The following is a 15,813-nucleotide window of genomic DNA, read 5'->3' as shown; positions in this document are numbered from 1 at the left end:
CTGGTGTCTCGGCGACCCGGTGTCCCGGCGACCCGCTTCCGGGCGATCAGGCGATCGAACGACCAGGTGACCGGCCGCCCGGACGCGGGACGGCGGCGCGGACGACGCGGCCCGCGCCCCACGCCCCGTCCGTGCTCCGGCCCGAGGGCCGCGGGCGAGGTGGCGAGATGGCGAGGGCGGCCGCCCGTCAGATCTGCTGATGCATCTGCTGGGACGAGCCCACGTCGAGCAGCCTGCGCGCCTCCGCGGCGTGCGGGGAAGCGACCAGCACCTCGTAGCGGTCGGCGACGATCGCGCTCGACGAGAGGAAGTCGCGCTTGCCCCCGGTGAGCGCGTGACCGACCAGCCCGAAGATCGCTCCGGCGATGGCACCCCAGATCAGACCCCAAAGGACCAGGACGAAGGGGAACCTCCCGGGAGTGAAGATCGCGAAGAACAGGCCGATCAGCAGTCCGAACCAGGCTCCGGTCGCCGCGCCCATCCCCGCGGCGCGAAGATAGGTCAGCCGCCCGAGCACCTGCTCGACGAGCCGGAGACCGACTCCGACGATCATCGCGTGCTCGACCGGGAACTTCTGGTCCGACAGCCGGTCCACGGCACGCTGGGCCTCGGCGTAGTTGCCGAAACCCGCCACCGTCTCGTGGCCGGTCAAACTGACGTCAGGTCGCATGGCACTTCCCTTCGACGGGCACCCGTGAGGTGAATCCGTACGCCATCCACCCTGACCCCGTGACGGCGTCCCCACATCCCCAGACCTGACAGTCATCGGCCGTTCCCTCATCACAGCGCCGGTATCCCGTACCGGCCAGCCGGGGATCGGGCGGCCGGTGGGTCGCGCCGTGTCCTCGACGAGCCCGCCAACGGCCTGGACCCGGCGGGCATGCGCTGGCTGCGGGGCTTCCTGCGGGCATACACCCATCAGGGGCGCACGGTCCTGGTCTCCACGCACGTGCTCGCCGAGATCCAGCAGATCGCCGACCAGGTGATCGTCGTACGGGCGGGGCGCCTCGCCTGGCAGGGCCCGCTCACCCCGGAGACCGACCTGGAAGAGCTCTACGTGACTCCTCCGCTCCCCGAAGGAGGCGGCTTCTCGTTAAGCCGCTTGCGCGACGTCGCGAAGGGCAAGCCCTGCCCTGAGGATGTTGGTTGCCGCGTTCACGTCGGCGTGCGCGACGTGTGCGCACCGCTGACGGTGAAACTCGGCTTGGGTGAGGCGGTTCTCCTTCGCGCAACGCCCGCAACGGGCGCACGTGCGGGAGGTGTTGGCGGGGTTCAACGATCAACTCCTTCGCGGCGCTTTCAGCCTTCGAGCGGAGGATCGTCAGAAACACCCCCCAACCCGCGTCCAGGATGCTCCGGTTGAGGCCGGACTCGGCCGCCACGTTGCTGCCGGGCGCCTCAGGCGTGCCGGACGCCGAGCGGGTCATGTTCGCGATGCGCAGGTCTTCACAGGCGATGACGTCGTAGTCGCGGACCAACGCGAGTGCGGCCTTGTGCGCGCCGTCGAGGCGTTGACGGCGGACCGTGCCGTGCAGGGCGGCGACGCGGGCCACCGCTTTGCGGCGCCGCGTGGAGCCGCGTTTCTTACGCGGCAGGTCCCGCTGGGCAACGGCGGGGCGCTCGGCGGACGCGGCCAGGTGGCGCGGGTTGGCCAGGTGCTCACCATAGCTGTTGTTGACCAGCGAGGCCACGCCCAGGTCGATCCCGACGGATGCGCCGGTGGCGGGCAGCGCCTCGGCGGGCACGTCGTCACACGACAGCACGACGTACCAGCGGGAGCCTTCCCGCTTGACACTGATCGTCTTGTCGGTGCCACGCACCGGCCGGTGCCGGTGGACGCGGACGTGGCCGACGCCCTGGAGGCGGGCGAACGTCACGGTGGGGTGTTCGGGCTGGGAGTCCCACCGGCAACCGTCACCGTCCTTGGGCCATTCGACGGTATAGAACCGGCCCTTGCCCATGAAACGGGGAAACCCCGGAGTGCGCCCGGCCTTGACGCGAGCGAAGAACGCCTGAAATGCCTTGTCCAGGCGGCGCAGCGTGGCCTGCTGGGAGGAGAACGACCACCGGCCCTGACCGTCTGGGTCGTCGGTGCGGATGTGTCTCAGGTCGGCGGACTGGTCACCGTAGCGGATGCTCACCCTCGCCTTGGCATAGGCGGTGCGGCGGTGCTCCAGCGCGGCGTTGCACAGAGCGCGGTGATCATCCAGGCAGGCGATCAACGCGGCGCTCTGGCGGACAGCGGGGCGCAGCAGGAACTTAAAAGACCTGCGCACCACACCACCACCCTCGCTCGAACCTTTGTTCCCACCGTGTCGAATAGCGGAGAGAGGCGACGCGGAATGCGCGAACCTGTCAGGTCACTACACGCTCGGGCCTGGGTGGCCCTCCCGCTCCCGATTCCCCCGTCGCCCAAAAGCGACGGTGCTCGCCGGTTTCCCGCCCGATCCGGGCAGGTGGCTGCCGACCGGGGCGGCCCGCGCGCTGAGCGGCATGCCCCTGGGCGGCGAGCTGCTGCCCGTCTGGGCCGGTGGGCTGCTGTTCGCGGGCTACGTCGCGGCGACCGTGCTCGCCGCCCGCCCGCGCGCTGACGCTCCGCCGCGACGTCACGTGACCTCGCCGCACGACGGCACGGCCCGCGACACGAACGGCGTCACGGCGTGCCGGCACGACCGGCCGTACCGGGTGTCCCGGGGGCGTGCGTCATCGCGCACCCCCGGGACCACCCGTCACGCCATGGCGTCGCGGACGGCGGCGTGGGCCGCGTCGCGCATCACGGCGTGCAGCCTCGCGTTGGACTCCCGGTCGCTGCGCACCTCGACGACGCGCAGCCCGTCGCCGCGCAGCGCCTTGACCAGCTGTCCCGGCTCGTCCACGAAGGTGTACGGCGTGCCGGTGGCGGCGGCCACGTAGCCCAGGTCCACCCCGTGCGAGGTGCCGAAGACCCGCTCGAAGGGGTCGCGCAGCGCGGCCTGGGGAAGCAGCGAGAAGATCCCGCCGCCGTCGTTGTTCACCACGACCAGGCACAGGTCGGGACGCGGCTCGCGGGAGCCGAGGAGCAGCCCGTTCTGGTCGTGCAGGAAGGTCAGGTCGCCCATCAGGGCGTAGGAGGGGCCGTTGTGGGCGAGGGCGGCGCCCATCGCGGACGACACCACCCCGTCGATCCCCGCCGCCCCCCGGTTGGCCATGACCCGCAGGCCCCGCCGGGGACGCATCGCCTGGTCGAGGTCGCGGATCGGCATGGACGAGCCGGAGAACAGCAGCGACCCGTTGGGCAGCGCCTCCGCCAGGTCGCGGGCCAGGCGCGGCTCGCTGAGCCCCCCCTCCCCGTCGAGCACCTCGTCGATCGCGTTCCTCGCCGCCGTCTCCGCGCGGCGCCAGGAGTGCAGCCACACGTCGTCGCCCGCGGCGACCGGGATCTCCACCACCTGGGCCACCTGGGTGGCCGAACGGGTCGGGTCGGGCCAGCGGGTCAGGTCGGGGGTGACCACGATGTGCTCGCCCGCGTGCCTCAGCCAGTTGAGCAGCGGCCGGGACAGGCCGGGGCGGCCCAGGGTGACCACGACGTCGGGGCGGTGCCGGTCGGCGAACTCCGGGGTGCCCAGCAGGAAGTGGTAGGCCGACATCGCGTGGTCGCCGTAGCGGGCGCCGCCGTTGGGCTCCGACAGGACCGGCCACCCGGCCATGCCCGCCGCCGCCACGTATCTGCGCGTGTTGGTCGCGCCGTCGCCGACGACCAGCACGCCCCGCCTGGTCGGCGGCAGGTGCAGCGCCACCGGCGGGGAGGACACCCTGGAGCGGACCCACGGGCCTCCGGCGTCACCCTCCAGGGACTCGCACCAGGACGGGTCGCCGTCCGGGATCAGCGGCTCGCGGAAGGCCACGTTGAGGTGGACGGGGCCGGGGTCGTACGGGCCCATCGCGCGCTGGTAGGCGCGGCAGGCCGTCGACCGCCAGTAGGCGACCTGGCCTGGGCGGTCCTCGGGCACGCCGACCTCGCTGAACCAGCGGACGGACGTGCCGTACAGCTTGACCTGGTCGACGGTCTGGCTGGCGCCGGTGTCGCGCAGCTCGGGAGGGCGGTCGGCGGTGAGCACCAGCAGCGGCACCCCCGACTCGTGCGCCTCGATGACGGCCGGGTGGAAGTTGGCCGCCGCGGTGCCGGAGGTGCAGATCAGCACGACCGGGCGGTCGCTGCGGCGGGCCAGGCCCACCGCCAGGTAGGAGGCCGAGCGCTCGTCCACCCGCACGTGCAGCCGGATACGGCTGTCGGCGTGCACGGCCAGGGCGAGCGGCGCCGAGCGCGAACCGGGTGCGAGCACCACGTCCGTGAGACCGCAGCGGGCCAGCTCGTCGACCAGCACCGTCGCGAGCGCGGTCGCGGGATTCACCGCATCGCCTCCTTATCTCCGCACCCGGGGGTGAGTCCGTCTTGAGGCGCGCTGAAGCGACCTCACTTACGCGGGACGGCGCGCCTCGGGACGGATCCATCCAGGTCCATCCAGGTCCATCCAGGTCCATCCAGGTCCATCCAGATCCGTCCAGATCCGTCCGGATCCCCGCTGCCCCGGGGAGCGGCGGGGGAACGCGCCCCCGCCACCCGCCGCCGTCCCGGAACCCGCTTTCGGCCGCTCCCGGGGACAGCGACCTGCCCTCGGCCGGCCCTAAGGACGGCGCCCCGTCTTCGCCGCCCCTGGGGACGGCGCCCTCTCTCCGGCCGACACTAGGGGCGGCGCGGGAACCTGCCGAAGTCGGGGGTGCGCTTCTCCTTGAACGCGTTGCGGCCCTCCTGGGCCTCCTCGCTCATGTAGTAGAGCAGGGTGGCGTCACCGGCGAACTGCTGCATCCCCGCGGCGCCGTCGGTCACCGCGTTCAGCGCGCCCTTGAGCATGCGCAGGGCCAGCGGCGACTTGTCCAGCATCTCCCTGGCCCATTTGACCGTTTCGGTCTCAAGCTCGGCGAGCGGCACGACCGCGTTGACCAGCCCCCAGTCGAGGGCCTTCTGCGCGTCGTACTGGCGGCAGAGGTACCAGATCTCGCGGGCCCGCTTCAGGCCGACGGTCTCGGCCAGCAGCCAGGAGCCGTAGCCGCCGTCGAAGGAGCCGACCTTGGGGCCGGTCTGGCCGAAGACCGCGTTGTCGGCGGCGATGGACAGGTCGCAGCACACGTGCAGCACGTGGCCGCCGCCGATGGCGTAACCGGCGATCATCGCGATGACCGGCTTGGGACAGCGGCGGATCTGGACCTGCAGGTCGAGCACGTTGAGGCGGCCGACGTGCGGGGTGGACTTGTCGACGTAGCCGTCGTCGCCGCGGATCTTCTGGTCGCCCCCGGAGCAGAAGGCCCGGTCGCCCGCGCCGGTAAAGATGATCACACCGACCTCGGCGTCCTCCTGGGCGGCGTTGAAGGCGTCCTTGAGCTCGAAGAGCGTCGTCGGGCGGAACGCGTTGTGCCGCTCGGGACGGTTGATCGTGATCTTGGCGATGCCCTCGCCGGTCTCGTAGATGATGTCCTCGTACTGCCCGGACCTCTTCCAGTCGACCGCGCCTTCGTGCTCGGAGGCCGTCTCCGCCACCACCTGCTCGTCCACGCCCGGGTCGACCCGCTCCGTGCCCACGATGGCTTCACCCTCTCCGCTTTACCGGGACCACCCCGGCTGTTGTCCGGCATTCGGCACTAACCTTACGACTGTGATGACCATTCCTGTGCAGGAGGAGTGGCTTTCCGTGCAACGGGAATTGCACGCCGTGGTGTCGGCGCCGGGCCCGGAGCTGTTCCGGGCCGTCGGCGCGGCGCTGGACGGCCGCGGTCCCGCCGTGCTGCCCCTCTCCCCCTCCCTGCCCGCTCCCGCGCTGCGGGCGGCCCTCGACGCGTTGCGCCCCACCCACGTCGACGGGGTCCGCCGCGAGGGCGGCGTCGGCGTGCCCGCCGAGGTCGCGGTGGTCATCGCCACCAGCGGCTCGACCGGCGTCCCCAAGGGCGCGCAGCTGTCCGCCGAGGCCCTGCTCGCCTCCGCGTCGGCCTCGCTGCGGCGCCTGGAGGCCGGGCCGGGCGAGCGCTGGCTGTGCTGCCTGCCCCCCTCGCACGTGTCCGGCCTGCAGGTCCTGGTGAGGTCGCTGCTGGGCGGGACCGAGCCGATCGCGCACGACGGGTTCTCCCCCGAGGCCGTGCTCTCCAGCGGCGCGGACCACGTCTCTCTGGTGCCGACCCAGCTGCGCCGGCTGCTCCAAATGGAACGGACGGACCCGCCGCGTCTATCAGCGTTCAGGACGATCCTGCTCGGCGGCGCCGCCGCTCCCCCCGGCCTGCTCGCCGCGGCCCGCGCGGCCGGGGCCCGGGTGATCACCACGTACGGCATGAGCGAGACCTGCGGCGGGTGCGTCTATGACGGCGAGCCCCTCGACGGGGTGGGGGTCGGCGTCGGCGACGACGGCCGGATCCGCCTGGACGGGCCCGTGCTGTTCTCCGGCTACCGGCTGCGCCCCGACCTCACCGAGGCCGTCCGCGACGGCGGCTGGTTCCTCACCTCGGACCTGGGCGTCCTGGAGGGCGGGCGGCTGCGCGTGCTGGGGCGGGCCGACGACGTCGTCAACACCGGGGGCGAGAAGGTCGTCGCCGCAGAGGTGGCCGCCGTGGTGGCCGAGCACCCCGCGATCGTCGACGCCGCCGTGGTCGGCCGCCCCGACCCCGAGTGGGGCGAGCGGGTGGTGGCCGTCGTCGTGTCGCCCTCTCCGCCCTCCCTGGCCGAGTTGCGCGCCTTCGCCAAGGAGCGGCTGCCCGCCTACGCGGCCCCCGCCGAGCTGGTCGTTGTGACCGAAATACCGCTTTTGGCCAATGGCAAGCCAGACCTTGAAACTCTTCGTTATGGTCGTGATCGGGAACCGTGAAGGTGCCGTGACACGTCCAACCAGATAGCCGAAGCAGGAAGGACAAGCTCGATGAACGTCACCCGGAAGACATGGGTCTCGGCCGGAATCGTGAGCCTGGTCCTCGTCGGCGGCATATCCGTCACGGCGGCAGCCGCGTCGGGCGGGATCGGAGGGTCGGGGAAACCGTCGGCCGAGCCGGTGCCGATCGCCCCGAACGAGCCGGGAACGTCCTCCCACGAGCCGTCCCCGACCGCGCCCACCCCTCCCTCGGAGGACTACGTGGTGTCCAGGGAGATCAATCCCGACCCCGAGAAGGTCATCGACTACTGGAACGAGAACCGCCTGGAGAACGCGGAGCCCTTCCCGATGCCGATGGTCGACGGCCCCCTGGTCGAGGGCTCCGCGGACCCGTCGAAGGACGGCTCCGTAGAAGTGATCGAATAGGCCCTCCCGGGCGCCCAGGTGCGGGCGGATCGCCGGGAAGGCGGTCCGCCCCTCATATTTTCCGGGCCGGGCCGGGAACAGAAAGTTCTTGAACGGGGTTATTGGTACTGGTGCGCCGCGCGGCCCCCAGACCGCCCCACCCCAAGACCAGCAGACCGTGAATTCAGACGACTCCGTGATGGAGGAGGTGTCCTCATGCCCCCAACCGCCGTGGCGACCTCATCTGAGGCCCCGACGACCCTCGACCAGCTCCTTGACCGAGGGCGAGTCCAGGGCCACCTTTCCCTCGCGGAGCTGCGCCACGCCTTCGCCGAGGCGGGCGTCAGCCCCACCGAGGGCAGGTCGATCCTGCGGGAGCTCACCGAGGCGGGCGTCAGCCTGGCGGCCGAGAACGAGCCCGCGCTGTCCGGCGCCAAGAGCACCCGTAAGACCACCGCCAAGGCCCCGGCCCGCAAGACCAAGGCCGCCCCCGCGCGAAAGAGCACGACGAAGACCGAGGCCGTGGCCGAGACCCCGGCCGAGGCCGAGCCCGCGGGCGGTCTCAAGACCGCCAGGGCCGCGAAGAAGACCACGGCCGTCAAGGACTCCAAGAACGTCGACGCCAAGAACGTCAAGGGCGTCAAGGACGCCGCGGCGGAGCCCGACGACGAGTGGAACCCGCCGGAGGAGGCCGAGGTGGCCGAGGTGGAGGCCGAGCCGGCCCTCGACCTCGACGACCAGTCCTCCGTCATGGGCGACTCGGTGCACACCTACCTGAAGTCGATCGGCCGCCGCACCCTGCTCACCGCCGCGCAGGAGGTCGAGCTGGCCAAGCGCATCGAGGCCGGCCTGTACGCCGAGTCCAAGCTGGAGGCCGAGCCGGGCCTGTCCGCGATCGCGCGCGACGACCTGGAGTGGATCGCCGAGGACGGCCGCCGGGCCAAGGACCACATGCTGGAGGCCAACCTCCGCCTGGTCGTCTCCGTGGCGAAGAAGTACACCGACCGGGGCATGGCCCTGCTCGACGTGGTCCAGGAGGGCAACCTGGGCCTGATCCGCGCGGTGGAGAAGTTCGACTACACCAAGGGCTACAAGTTCTCCACGTACGCCATGTGGTGGATCCGCCAGGCCATCCAGCGCGGCTTCGCCGACTCGGCCCGCACCATCAGGCTGCCGGTCCACGTGCTGGAGATGCTCTCCAAGCTGTCGCGCGTCGAGCGTGACATGCACCAGCGGCTGGGCCGTGAGCCCACGCCGGAGGAGCTGGGCGCCGAGCTCGACAAGACCCCCGACCAGATCGAGGAGCTGCTGCGCACCAGCCGCCAGCCGATCAGCCTCAACGCCACCATCGGCGAGGACGGCGAGACCACCATCGGCGACCTCATCGAGGACGTCGACTCGCCCGAGGCCTCGGAGGTCGTCGACCGCCAGCTGCTGGGCGAGCAGCTGCGCGGCGTGCTCGGCAACCTCTCCCCCAGGGAGGCCAAGATCATGGCCCTGCGCTTCGGCCTCGTCGACGGCAAGCCCCACACCCTCGACGAGATCGGCAAGTATCTCGGCCTGACGCGCGAGCGCATCCGCCAGCTGGAGAAGGAGTCGCTCTCCAAGCTCCGCCACCCCAGCAACACCCGTCCGCTGCTCGACTGGGCCAGCTGACCCGTCCCGCCGTCCGGACATCACGAAGGGCGCCACCGCGAGACCTCCCGGTCCGTGGTGGCGCCCTTCGCCGTGTTCCGGCCCCTACGGGGAGTGCCCCCCTGAGAGACCGGCAGGAGCGCGGAGCGCCCCTCCCCGAGGGTCCGGGCACGGGGAACCGGGGCGACGGTTCCCGTACCGGCCCTCGAAGGTCCTGGGGGATCAGCCGCCCATCTCGGCGACGAGGCTCCTGGGACGCATGTCGGTCCAGGAGCCCTCGACGTGGGCCAGGCAGCCGGCGCGGGAGTCCTCGCCGTGGACGATCTCCCAACCCGGGGGGACGTCGGCGAACGCGGGCCACAGCGAGTGCTGCCCCTCGGCGTTCGCCAGCACCACGAAGGACGCGCTCTCGTCGTCGAAGGGGTTGGTCATCGGATACCTCCAGCGTGATCGTGTCGGGCGGCGGCCCCGGCACCGGGATTCCCGGCCGGCGCCGGCCGTCCGCACGGGCGGCGCGGGGGTTTCCCACCGGCGCGCCCAGGGGGCGGTGACCACCGTTTTCCCGCCGGACGCGAGGAACCGTCCGGGTGTGGGAAAAAGGCAGACGAAAATGGCATAACTGCGTGCACCTCAGCGAAGTGCCTGGTCACGACGTTGGGGAAGTGGCCTGAGAGACCACTGGGGCGGAGTGTCCTATTAGGTAAGCCTACCCTAAAATCCACCCCATTGACGGCAATGTCAAGATGCCTGATCATCAGGAACCGGATCACCTTTGACTCTTATCCGCCGCACTTTCGACATTCGGAGTAAGTGAGGCAAGGCTAACCTAACTTATTTGTGAGGTGAGTGTGATCGATCGGCAGGACCATCCCGGGCTTCCCGGGACGGTGGCCCTCGTCACGGGCGCCGCCGGGGGCATCGGGGCCGCCGTCGCGGCGACCCTCGCCCGTGCCGGGGCGGTCGTGGCCGGAGTCGACGTACGGGACGGGCCCTGGGACGACCGCGGGGTGCCGGTGGCCCGCCACCTGGCCGACGTCGCCGACCCCGGGCAGGTGGACGCGGTCGTCGGAGAGGTCGAGGACGAGCTGGGACCGATCGGGATCCTGGTCAACGTCGCGGGCGTGCTGCACACCGGCGCGGTGACCGAGACCGGTACCGACGACTGGGCCCGGGTGTTCGCGGTGAACACGGGCGGGGTCTTCCACACCGTCCGGGCCGTCGCCCGCCGCATGATCCCCCGTGGCGGCGGGACGATCGTGACCGTGGCCTCCAACGCCGCGGGCGTGCCGCGCGTCGGCATGGCGGCGTACGCGGCGTCCAAGGCCGCCGCGGTGATGTTCACCCGGTGCGCCGGGCTGGAACTCGCCCGCCACGGCATCCGCTGCAACGTGGTCTCGCCCGGATCGACCGACACCGCCATGCAGGCGGGGTTCGACCCCCGCGCGGTGCTCGAAGGAGACCCCTCCTCCTACCGCGTGGGCATCCCTCTGGGCCGGCTGGCCGACCCCGAGGACGTCGCCGAAGCCGTGATCTTCCTGGCCTCGGACCGCGCCCGGCACATCACCATGCAAGACCTGTACGTGGACGGCGGCGCCACGCTCAGGGCCTGAGCTCCCCCGAAAGGTCAGCCTTGACAATCGCATACGAGGCGGTCAGCGCCACCGAACTTCTCGACGAGTACCGGCCGGGCTCCTCATCGATCTTCTCCTCTCCCCGGCACACCCTTCTCGCCGGAGGCGTCGCCGACGTGGTGGCGCCCGCCTGGACCATGCGGGAGCTGGCCGAACGCGTACGCGAGCACCACGATCTGGTTCTCGGCGCGATCCCGTTCGACGACCCCGCCTCGGCCCGGCTGGTCACCCCGGTACGGGCCCGCTGGGCCGACCCCTTCCTCCCCGGCGACCCTCCTCCCCGCCAGAGCGCCCGGCCATGGCGGATCACCCCCGTCCCCACCCCCGCGGAGCACCTGGAGGGCGTACGGCGGGTGCTGGAGCTGCTCGGCACCGGCGCGGTGGAGAAGGTGGTGCTGGCCAGGTCGCTGGAGCTGACGAGGCCGGAGCCGGTCGACGTCGCCGCGATGGTCCGGCGCCTGGCGGTCCGCGACCCGCACGGCCACGTCTTCGCCGTCGACCTGCCCGGCGGGCGGACCCTGGTGGGCGCCAGCCCCGAGCTGCTGGTCTCCAGGGACGGGCCCGCCGTCGTCGCCAACCCGCTGGCCGGCTCCGCCGCGCGCAGCGCCGACCGCGCCGAGGACCGCCGCCGCGCGGCGGCGCTGCTCTGCTCGGCCAAGGAGCAGCACGAGCACGCGGTCGTGGTCGAGGCCGTGGCCGCCGCGCTCGCACCGCACTGCCGGGCGCTGAGCGTCCCGGCCGAGCCGTCGCTGATCTGTACCTCCACCATGTGGCACCTGTCCAGCAGGATCACCGGCAGGCTCGCCGACCCGCGCACCACCGCGCTCGACCTGGCGGTCGCCCTGCACCCCACCCCCGCGGTCTGCGGGACGCCCACCGGCGCGGCGCGCGCCGCGATCGCCGGCATCGAACCCTTCGACCGGGGCTTCTACACCGGCATGGTCGGCTGGTGCGACGCCTCGGGGGACGGCGAATGGGCGGTGGCGATCCGCTGCGCCGAGGTGACCGGCGGCGGCATCCGGCTGTTCGCCGGCGGCGGGATCGTCACGGGCTCGGTCCCCGAGGAGGAGCTGGCCGAGACCTCCGCGAAGTTCCGCACCCTCCTGCAGGCCCTCGGACTGGCCCCGGACCTCGACGTGGACCTGGACCTGGGCACGGACCTGGGCACGGACCCGGTGACCACCGGGACCGCCGGGACCTCCGGGACCGCCGGGACCACGGCGGCCGCCGGAACACACCGCGCCCGGTGACCCCGGCGCGCCGAGACGCCATAGATGAAGAGAAAGCAGAAGGAGAGACTCGTGGCCTTACCCGCGATCACCCCATATCCGATGCCCCGCGAGGACGAGATGCCCGCCAACCGCGTCTCCTGGACCCCGGACGCCCGCCGCGCGGTACTCCTCGTCCACGACATGCAGAACCACTTCGTGAACGCGTTCGCGCCGGGGACCTCGCCGATCGTCGAGCTGGTCTCGGCGATCACCGGTCTCCGCGAGACGGCCTGGGAGTCCGGCGTCCCGGTCGTGTACTCGGCCCAGCCAGGCGGGCAGACCTCGGCCCAGCGCGGCCTGCTGGAGGACTTCTGGGGAGCCGGGGTCGGCACCGACCCGGGCGCCCAGGAGATCATCACTCCGCTCGCCCCCGGCCCGGACGACATCCGGCTGACCAAGTGGCGCTACAGCGCCTTCCACCGCACCCCGCTGCGCGACCTGCTCGCCGACCTGGGCCGTGACCAGCTCATCGTCACCGGGATCTACGCCCACATCGGCTGCCTGATGACGGCCTGCGACGCCTTCATGGGGGACGTGGAGGTGTTCTTCGTGGCCGACGGGGTGGCCGACTTCTCCGCCGAGCACCACCGGATGGCCCAGACCTACGCGGCCGAGCGGTGCGCGGCGGTCCTGCCCGCCGTCCGCGTGCGGCGGCTGCTCTCCGCCTCGGCCGCGCACGCCACCCGCTGAGCCGGACGGGCGGGACGGGCGGGACGGCGAAGGGCCCGGGAGGGCGTACGCGGGCCCGGACGGGCTTGGACTCGGCCTGAACGGCCTGAACGGCGTGGACGGGAGCCCCGTTCCGGAACGACGAGAACGCCCGTCACGGAAAGCGTGACGGGCGGCGAGAGGCCGTTCGAACCGGGTCCGCGGGTGAGGGCGGGAAGCCGTTCGAGCCGGATCCGCGGATGAAGGCGGGAAGCCGGAAGCGGATCAGCCCCGCGGGCGAAGGCCGCGGGGCGGAGCGGGAAGGAAGATCAGCGGGCGGAGGCGGTGACCGGGCGCGGGACCCTGGGGATGCCGGTCAGCCGGTTCTGCTCGCGAAGGGTGCGCAGGCGGTTGACCTCGGCGGTCCACTCGGCGCCCCGCGGGGTGGACCTGCCCTTGCGGCGGCGGATCCGGTCGTCGTACGACCTGATCCCGAACGTCGCGCGCTGGTTGGCCTCGGCCGCGCGCAGGGCCTCGGTGAGCGCCTTGTCGAAGGCGAGCCCGGCGGCCCGCAGCTCCCGCACGGGGGCCGCGTCGGCCTGCGCCCGGCGCACGTCGGCCTCGGCCTCGCGCGCCTTCCGCAGGAGCTCGGGGAAGCTCTTCCCGACCTCCTGGTCAGCGTGGTGACGAACCTCCGCCTCCCGGCTCACGCGCGGTCGGAAAAACGCCATCTTCTTCCCTCTCTCGCCGGTCGCCGGGTCTCCTCCGGCAGATCACCGCTCGTAGCCTACGCGGTCCGCCCCCGCCCCACACACTCAGCCGGACCCTGACGGACCGGCTCGTCGTACGGCGGTGTCACCGACGGACGTCCGTTCTGTCCGGCGCGCCGTCCTTTACGCAGTAAGGTGACGGTGGCAGGATGCCTCCCATGCCTGCCAAGCGACCACCCGTCCCGCTCTCCAGGGAGCGCATCATCGACGCCGCCCTCCACATCGCCGACGGCCAGGGGCTCCGGCGCCTGACGATGCGGCGGCTGGGCGACGCGCTCCAGGTGGAGGCGATGGCCATCTACCACCACCTGCCGCGCGGCAAGGACGCCCTGATGGACGCGCTGGCCGAGCACGTCACCACCGTCCACGCCGAGCCGGGCGATAGCTGGCAGGAGAGCGCGAGGGCCTGGTGCCGGGCGAGCCGGGCCGCGCTGAGGGAGCATCCCGGGGTGCTGGCCCTCGCCCTGACCAAGCCGCCGAGGGGCAGGGCGGCGATCGCCATCAGGGAGCAGACCGACCAGCTGGCCGACGCGGGACTGGCCGACCCGGCGGGGGCGGTGCGGGCCCTGCGGGCCTACGTCTTCGGGGCGGTGGCGGTGGAGGTGCAGCAGTCGGGCTGGGCAGAGCCCCCGGGCGACCCGGGCGACCCGGACGACGAGGACGAGCCCTGGCGTCCCCCGTCCAGGGGAGGCGGCAGCCCGGCGGCGGACACCGACTTCGAACACGGGCTGGACGCCCTCCTGGCCGGTCTGGGCGCGCGGGGAACGCCCCGGACCCGGTAAGGGGCGATCAGGGGTTTGACATCGCGGATCGGCGCACGTCAGCAAGTTGTAACCGATCGTTTACCCGCCGGGCGGCGTGTCGCACTTGGTCGAATATCCTTATATGAGGCATCCTGTGTTATAGGTCACATCCCCTGACAAAGCCCTGATGGACTGACCCTCGACCAGTTCTCAAACAGTCCTAACGGGCTATGTCGCCGAGGTGCGATCGATCGCACACTTGATCTGCTTGATGTGCGGCCCTCGTTCTGTTAGGGGCCGCATGGCCATATATCAACATTCAGATGCTCGTCCCCGTCATACGTGGGAACGGAGACCCATCGGTGACGGTGCCGCCGGATGTCCGATGCCTACCCGTGCCCGGCGTGACCGGGCGAGCCGACACGAGAGATCCGGAGGCACGCCGATGTGCCCGCACGAGCCGTCCTGTCCGTCCGCGGACGCGCTGGACCGCGAAGCCGCCCGCACCATGGCGGCCCACCCCGAGCAGGGCTGGAGCCTGCTCTGCAACGGTGTGGTGCTGTTCGACGACACCGGCGAGCTCCTCCCGGACGGTGCCGTCATCGAGCCGCACCGGCCACTGGCCGGCGTCGTCTGACGCTCGTCACATCCGGCCGGTCACGCTGAGCGGGTCCACCGAGCCAGGCGGCATCCTCGTGCCGAGCCACTCGGCGACCACCTCGCCCACCCTGGCGGGATCCCTCCCGAGGTCGTGACCCTCTCCCGGCAGCACCACCAGGCGCGCGGCGTCCGCCGCCTCGGGCACGCCGAACGGGTCACGGTCTCCGTTCACCACCAGCACGTCCACACCCGCCGCGCGCAGCTCCCCGGCGCGTGACCGCTCCGGCTTCCCCGGCGGGTGCAGCGGGAACGCCAGCGCGACGACCGCGCGGGCCCCGGCCCTCCCCGCCGTGCGGCACGCGACCCGGGCCCCGTTGCTCCGCCCGCCCTGCGCCAGCGGCAGCCCCGGGTAGCGCCCGCGCAGCCGGGCCACCAGCGTCTCCCACGCCTCGTCCTGCTTGACCGCCGACCCCGGCGCGCGGGCCCCGCGCATCCGGAACGGCTGGAGCACCCGCGCGACCGTGCCGCCGATCGCGGTCACGGCGTCCCGTACGGCGAGCAGGTCCGGGGCGTCCACTCCCCCGGCCGAGCCGTGGGTGAGCACCAGCAGGAAGCGCGGATCGGCCACCTCGTCGATCTCCACCAGCGCCGGGCCGTGCGGGGTCGCGATCTCCACGGGCGGAAGCCCGGATCCCGGCGTGCGGGGGGATGACCCGGAGGCGGACATGGATCTCCTCCTATTGACTGATGCCCGGCGACCGGCCGGAAGGAAGAATCGAAGCGTGCAGGACTATCAAGATATCCGCCAGGACATGCGCGCCACCGTCGAGGCCCGCCGCGACCTCGGCCCCGAGTACGAGACCGCCCTCATCGAGTCGTTCGTGTCACGCCTGGACGCGACCATCGCCCACCGGGTGCGCGCCGAGATGCACGCCGCCGGGGCGCCGGGTGTCAGGCCGCGCAAGAACTCGAACGGCTCGATCCCGATCGCCCTCGGCTCGATGGGCATCGGGATCCCGCTGACCGCCATCGCGGCGCAGAACGCGGGCACCGCGGGGCTGCTGCTGGCCTGGGGCGGGATCGTGGCGATCAACTTCGCCCACGCCCTGAGCCGCTGGCGCGAGCGCGACTGACATCCGCCGGGCCCCCGGATCCGCGCGGCCGTCTCCCACGGGCACGACCGGCGCCACGCCCGCGCTCCGCGCCCCCGGGCCGGAGGTCCC

The 15,813-nt window shown here is 72.2% G+C and carries 16 protein-coding genes; 9 read left to right on the top strand and 7 right to left on the bottom strand.

All coding sequences use genetic code 11. The annotated features are described in order from the left end of the window. Window positions 1–187: 187 nt before the first annotated feature. From ACSC1Q_RS36330 to menB, 4 genes are all read right to left on the bottom strand, one after another. A complete protein-coding gene (locus ACSC1Q_RS36330) occupies window positions 188–670 on the bottom strand; it encodes a YflT domain-containing protein (RefSeq protein ID WP_436763254.1) in 483 nt (160 codons plus the stop codon). A 355-nt stretch (window positions 671–1,025) separates the two neighbouring features. Then, on the bottom strand, window positions 1,026–2,279 hold the full coding sequence (locus ACSC1Q_RS36325) for an RNA-guided endonuclease InsQ/TnpB family protein (protein ID WP_436763253.1): 1,254 nt from the start codon (window positions 2,277–2,279) through the stop codon (window positions 1,026–1,028). Window positions 2,280–2,729: 450 nt separating this feature from the next. Next, window positions 2,730–4,391 (bottom strand): 2-succinyl-5-enolpyruvyl-6-hydroxy-3-cyclohexene-1-carboxylic-acid synthase, encoded by a 1,662-nt coding sequence (menD, locus tag ACSC1Q_RS36320; RefSeq protein ID WP_436763252.1) that lies wholly within the window; start codon window positions 4,389–4,391, stop codon window positions 2,730–2,732. Window positions 4,392–4,723: 332 nt separating this feature from the next. Continuing rightward, complete coding sequence (menB, locus tag ACSC1Q_RS36315; RefSeq protein ID WP_436763315.1) at window positions 4,724–5,575, bottom strand: 1,4-dihydroxy-2-naphthoyl-CoA synthase; 852 nt, start codon at window positions 5,573–5,575, stop codon at window positions 4,724–4,726. A 118-nt stretch (window positions 5,576–5,693) separates the two neighbouring features. Here menB and ACSC1Q_RS36310 point away from each other — a divergent pair, with 118 nt between their 5' ends. The 3 genes from ACSC1Q_RS36310 to ACSC1Q_RS36300 all read left to right on the top strand — a co-directional run bounded on the left by ACSC1Q_RS36310 (window position 5,694) and on the right by ACSC1Q_RS36300 (window position 8,948). Next, entirely contained in the window at window positions 5,694–6,887 is a 1,194-nt protein-coding gene (locus ACSC1Q_RS36310; RefSeq protein WP_436763251.1) for an AMP-binding protein, read from the top strand. A 51-nt stretch (window positions 6,888–6,938) separates the two neighbouring features. After that, on the top strand, window positions 6,939–7,313 hold the full coding sequence (locus ACSC1Q_RS36305; RefSeq protein ID WP_436763250.1) for a hypothetical protein: 375 nt from the start codon (window positions 6,939–6,941) through the stop codon (window positions 7,311–7,313). A 195-nt stretch (window positions 7,314–7,508) separates the two neighbouring features. Further along, window positions 7,509–8,948: an RNA polymerase sigma factor gene (locus tag ACSC1Q_RS36300; RefSeq protein ID WP_436763249.1), complete on the top strand. Its 1,440-nt coding sequence runs from the start codon at window positions 7,509–7,511 to the stop codon at window positions 8,946–8,948. A gap of 201 nt (window positions 8,949–9,149) precedes the next feature. Here ACSC1Q_RS36300 and ACSC1Q_RS36295 read toward each other — a convergent pair whose 3' ends face one another. After that, complete coding sequence (locus ACSC1Q_RS36295; RefSeq protein ID WP_436763248.1) at window positions 9,150–9,359, bottom strand: MbtH family protein; 210 nt, start codon at window positions 9,357–9,359, stop codon at window positions 9,150–9,152. Between the two features lie 410 nt (window positions 9,360–9,769). Here ACSC1Q_RS36295 and ACSC1Q_RS36290 point away from each other — a divergent pair, with 410 nt between their 5' ends. The 3 genes from ACSC1Q_RS36290 to ACSC1Q_RS36280 are packed head-to-tail and all read left to right on the top strand — an operon-like array spanning window position 9,770 to window position 12,519. Continuing rightward, a complete protein-coding gene (locus tag ACSC1Q_RS36290; RefSeq protein ID WP_436763247.1) occupies window positions 9,770–10,537 on the top strand; it encodes a 2,3-dihydro-2,3-dihydroxybenzoate dehydrogenase in 768 nt (255 codons plus the stop codon). 20 nt (window positions 10,538–10,557) lie between these two features. After that, window positions 10,558–11,808, top strand: coding sequence for an isochorismate synthase (locus ACSC1Q_RS36285; RefSeq protein WP_436763246.1), 1,251 nt, complete (start codon window positions 10,558–10,560; stop codon window positions 11,806–11,808). A 51-nt stretch (window positions 11,809–11,859) separates the two neighbouring features. Continuing rightward, the gene (locus tag ACSC1Q_RS36280) at window positions 11,860–12,519 is read left to right on the top strand and encodes an isochorismatase family protein (protein WP_436763245.1); all 660 of its coding nucleotides are present in this window, start codon (window positions 11,860–11,862) and stop codon (window positions 12,517–12,519) included. 287 nt (window positions 12,520–12,806) lie between these two features. Here ACSC1Q_RS36280 and ACSC1Q_RS36275 read toward each other — a convergent pair whose 3' ends face one another. Further along, window positions 12,807–13,208, bottom strand: coding sequence for a hypothetical protein (locus ACSC1Q_RS36275; protein ID WP_436763244.1), 402 nt, complete (start codon window positions 13,206–13,208; stop codon window positions 12,807–12,809). A gap of 197 nt (window positions 13,209–13,405) precedes the next feature. Here ACSC1Q_RS36275 and ACSC1Q_RS36270 point away from each other — a divergent pair, with 197 nt between their 5' ends. Together ACSC1Q_RS36270 and ACSC1Q_RS36265 are read left to right on the top strand one after the other, a co-directional pair. Beyond that, window positions 13,406–14,029 (top strand): TetR/AcrR family transcriptional regulator C-terminal domain-containing protein, encoded by a 624-nt coding sequence (locus tag ACSC1Q_RS36270; RefSeq protein ID WP_436763243.1) that lies wholly within the window; start codon window positions 13,406–13,408, stop codon window positions 14,027–14,029. 406 nt (window positions 14,030–14,435) lie between these two features. After that, window positions 14,436–14,627, top strand: a complete 192-nt coding sequence (locus ACSC1Q_RS36265) for a DUF5999 family protein (RefSeq protein ID WP_329094021.1) — start codon at window positions 14,436–14,438, stop codon at window positions 14,625–14,627. A 6-nt stretch (window positions 14,628–14,633) separates the two neighbouring features. On the opposite strand, the gene ACSC1Q_RS36260 is transcribed toward ACSC1Q_RS36265, so the two are convergent. Then, window positions 14,634–15,266 (bottom strand): alpha/beta hydrolase family protein, encoded by a 633-nt coding sequence (locus ACSC1Q_RS36260; RefSeq protein WP_436763242.1) that lies wholly within the window; start codon window positions 15,264–15,266, stop codon window positions 14,634–14,636. A gap of 106 nt (window positions 15,267–15,372) precedes the next feature. Between ACSC1Q_RS36260 and ACSC1Q_RS36255 the strand changes: the two genes are divergently transcribed. Then, on the top strand, window positions 15,373–15,723 hold the full coding sequence (locus tag ACSC1Q_RS36255) for a hypothetical protein (protein ID WP_436763241.1): 351 nt from the start codon (window positions 15,373–15,375) through the stop codon (window positions 15,721–15,723). Window positions 15,724–15,813: the final 90 nt, after the last annotated feature.

It is taken from the genome of Streptosporangium heterodermiicola, assembly GCF_051390675.1.
GTDB lineage: Bacteria > Actinomycetota > Actinomycetes > Streptosporangiales > Streptosporangiaceae > Streptosporangium.
This window is presented reverse-complemented; position numbering and strand designations above follow the sequence as displayed.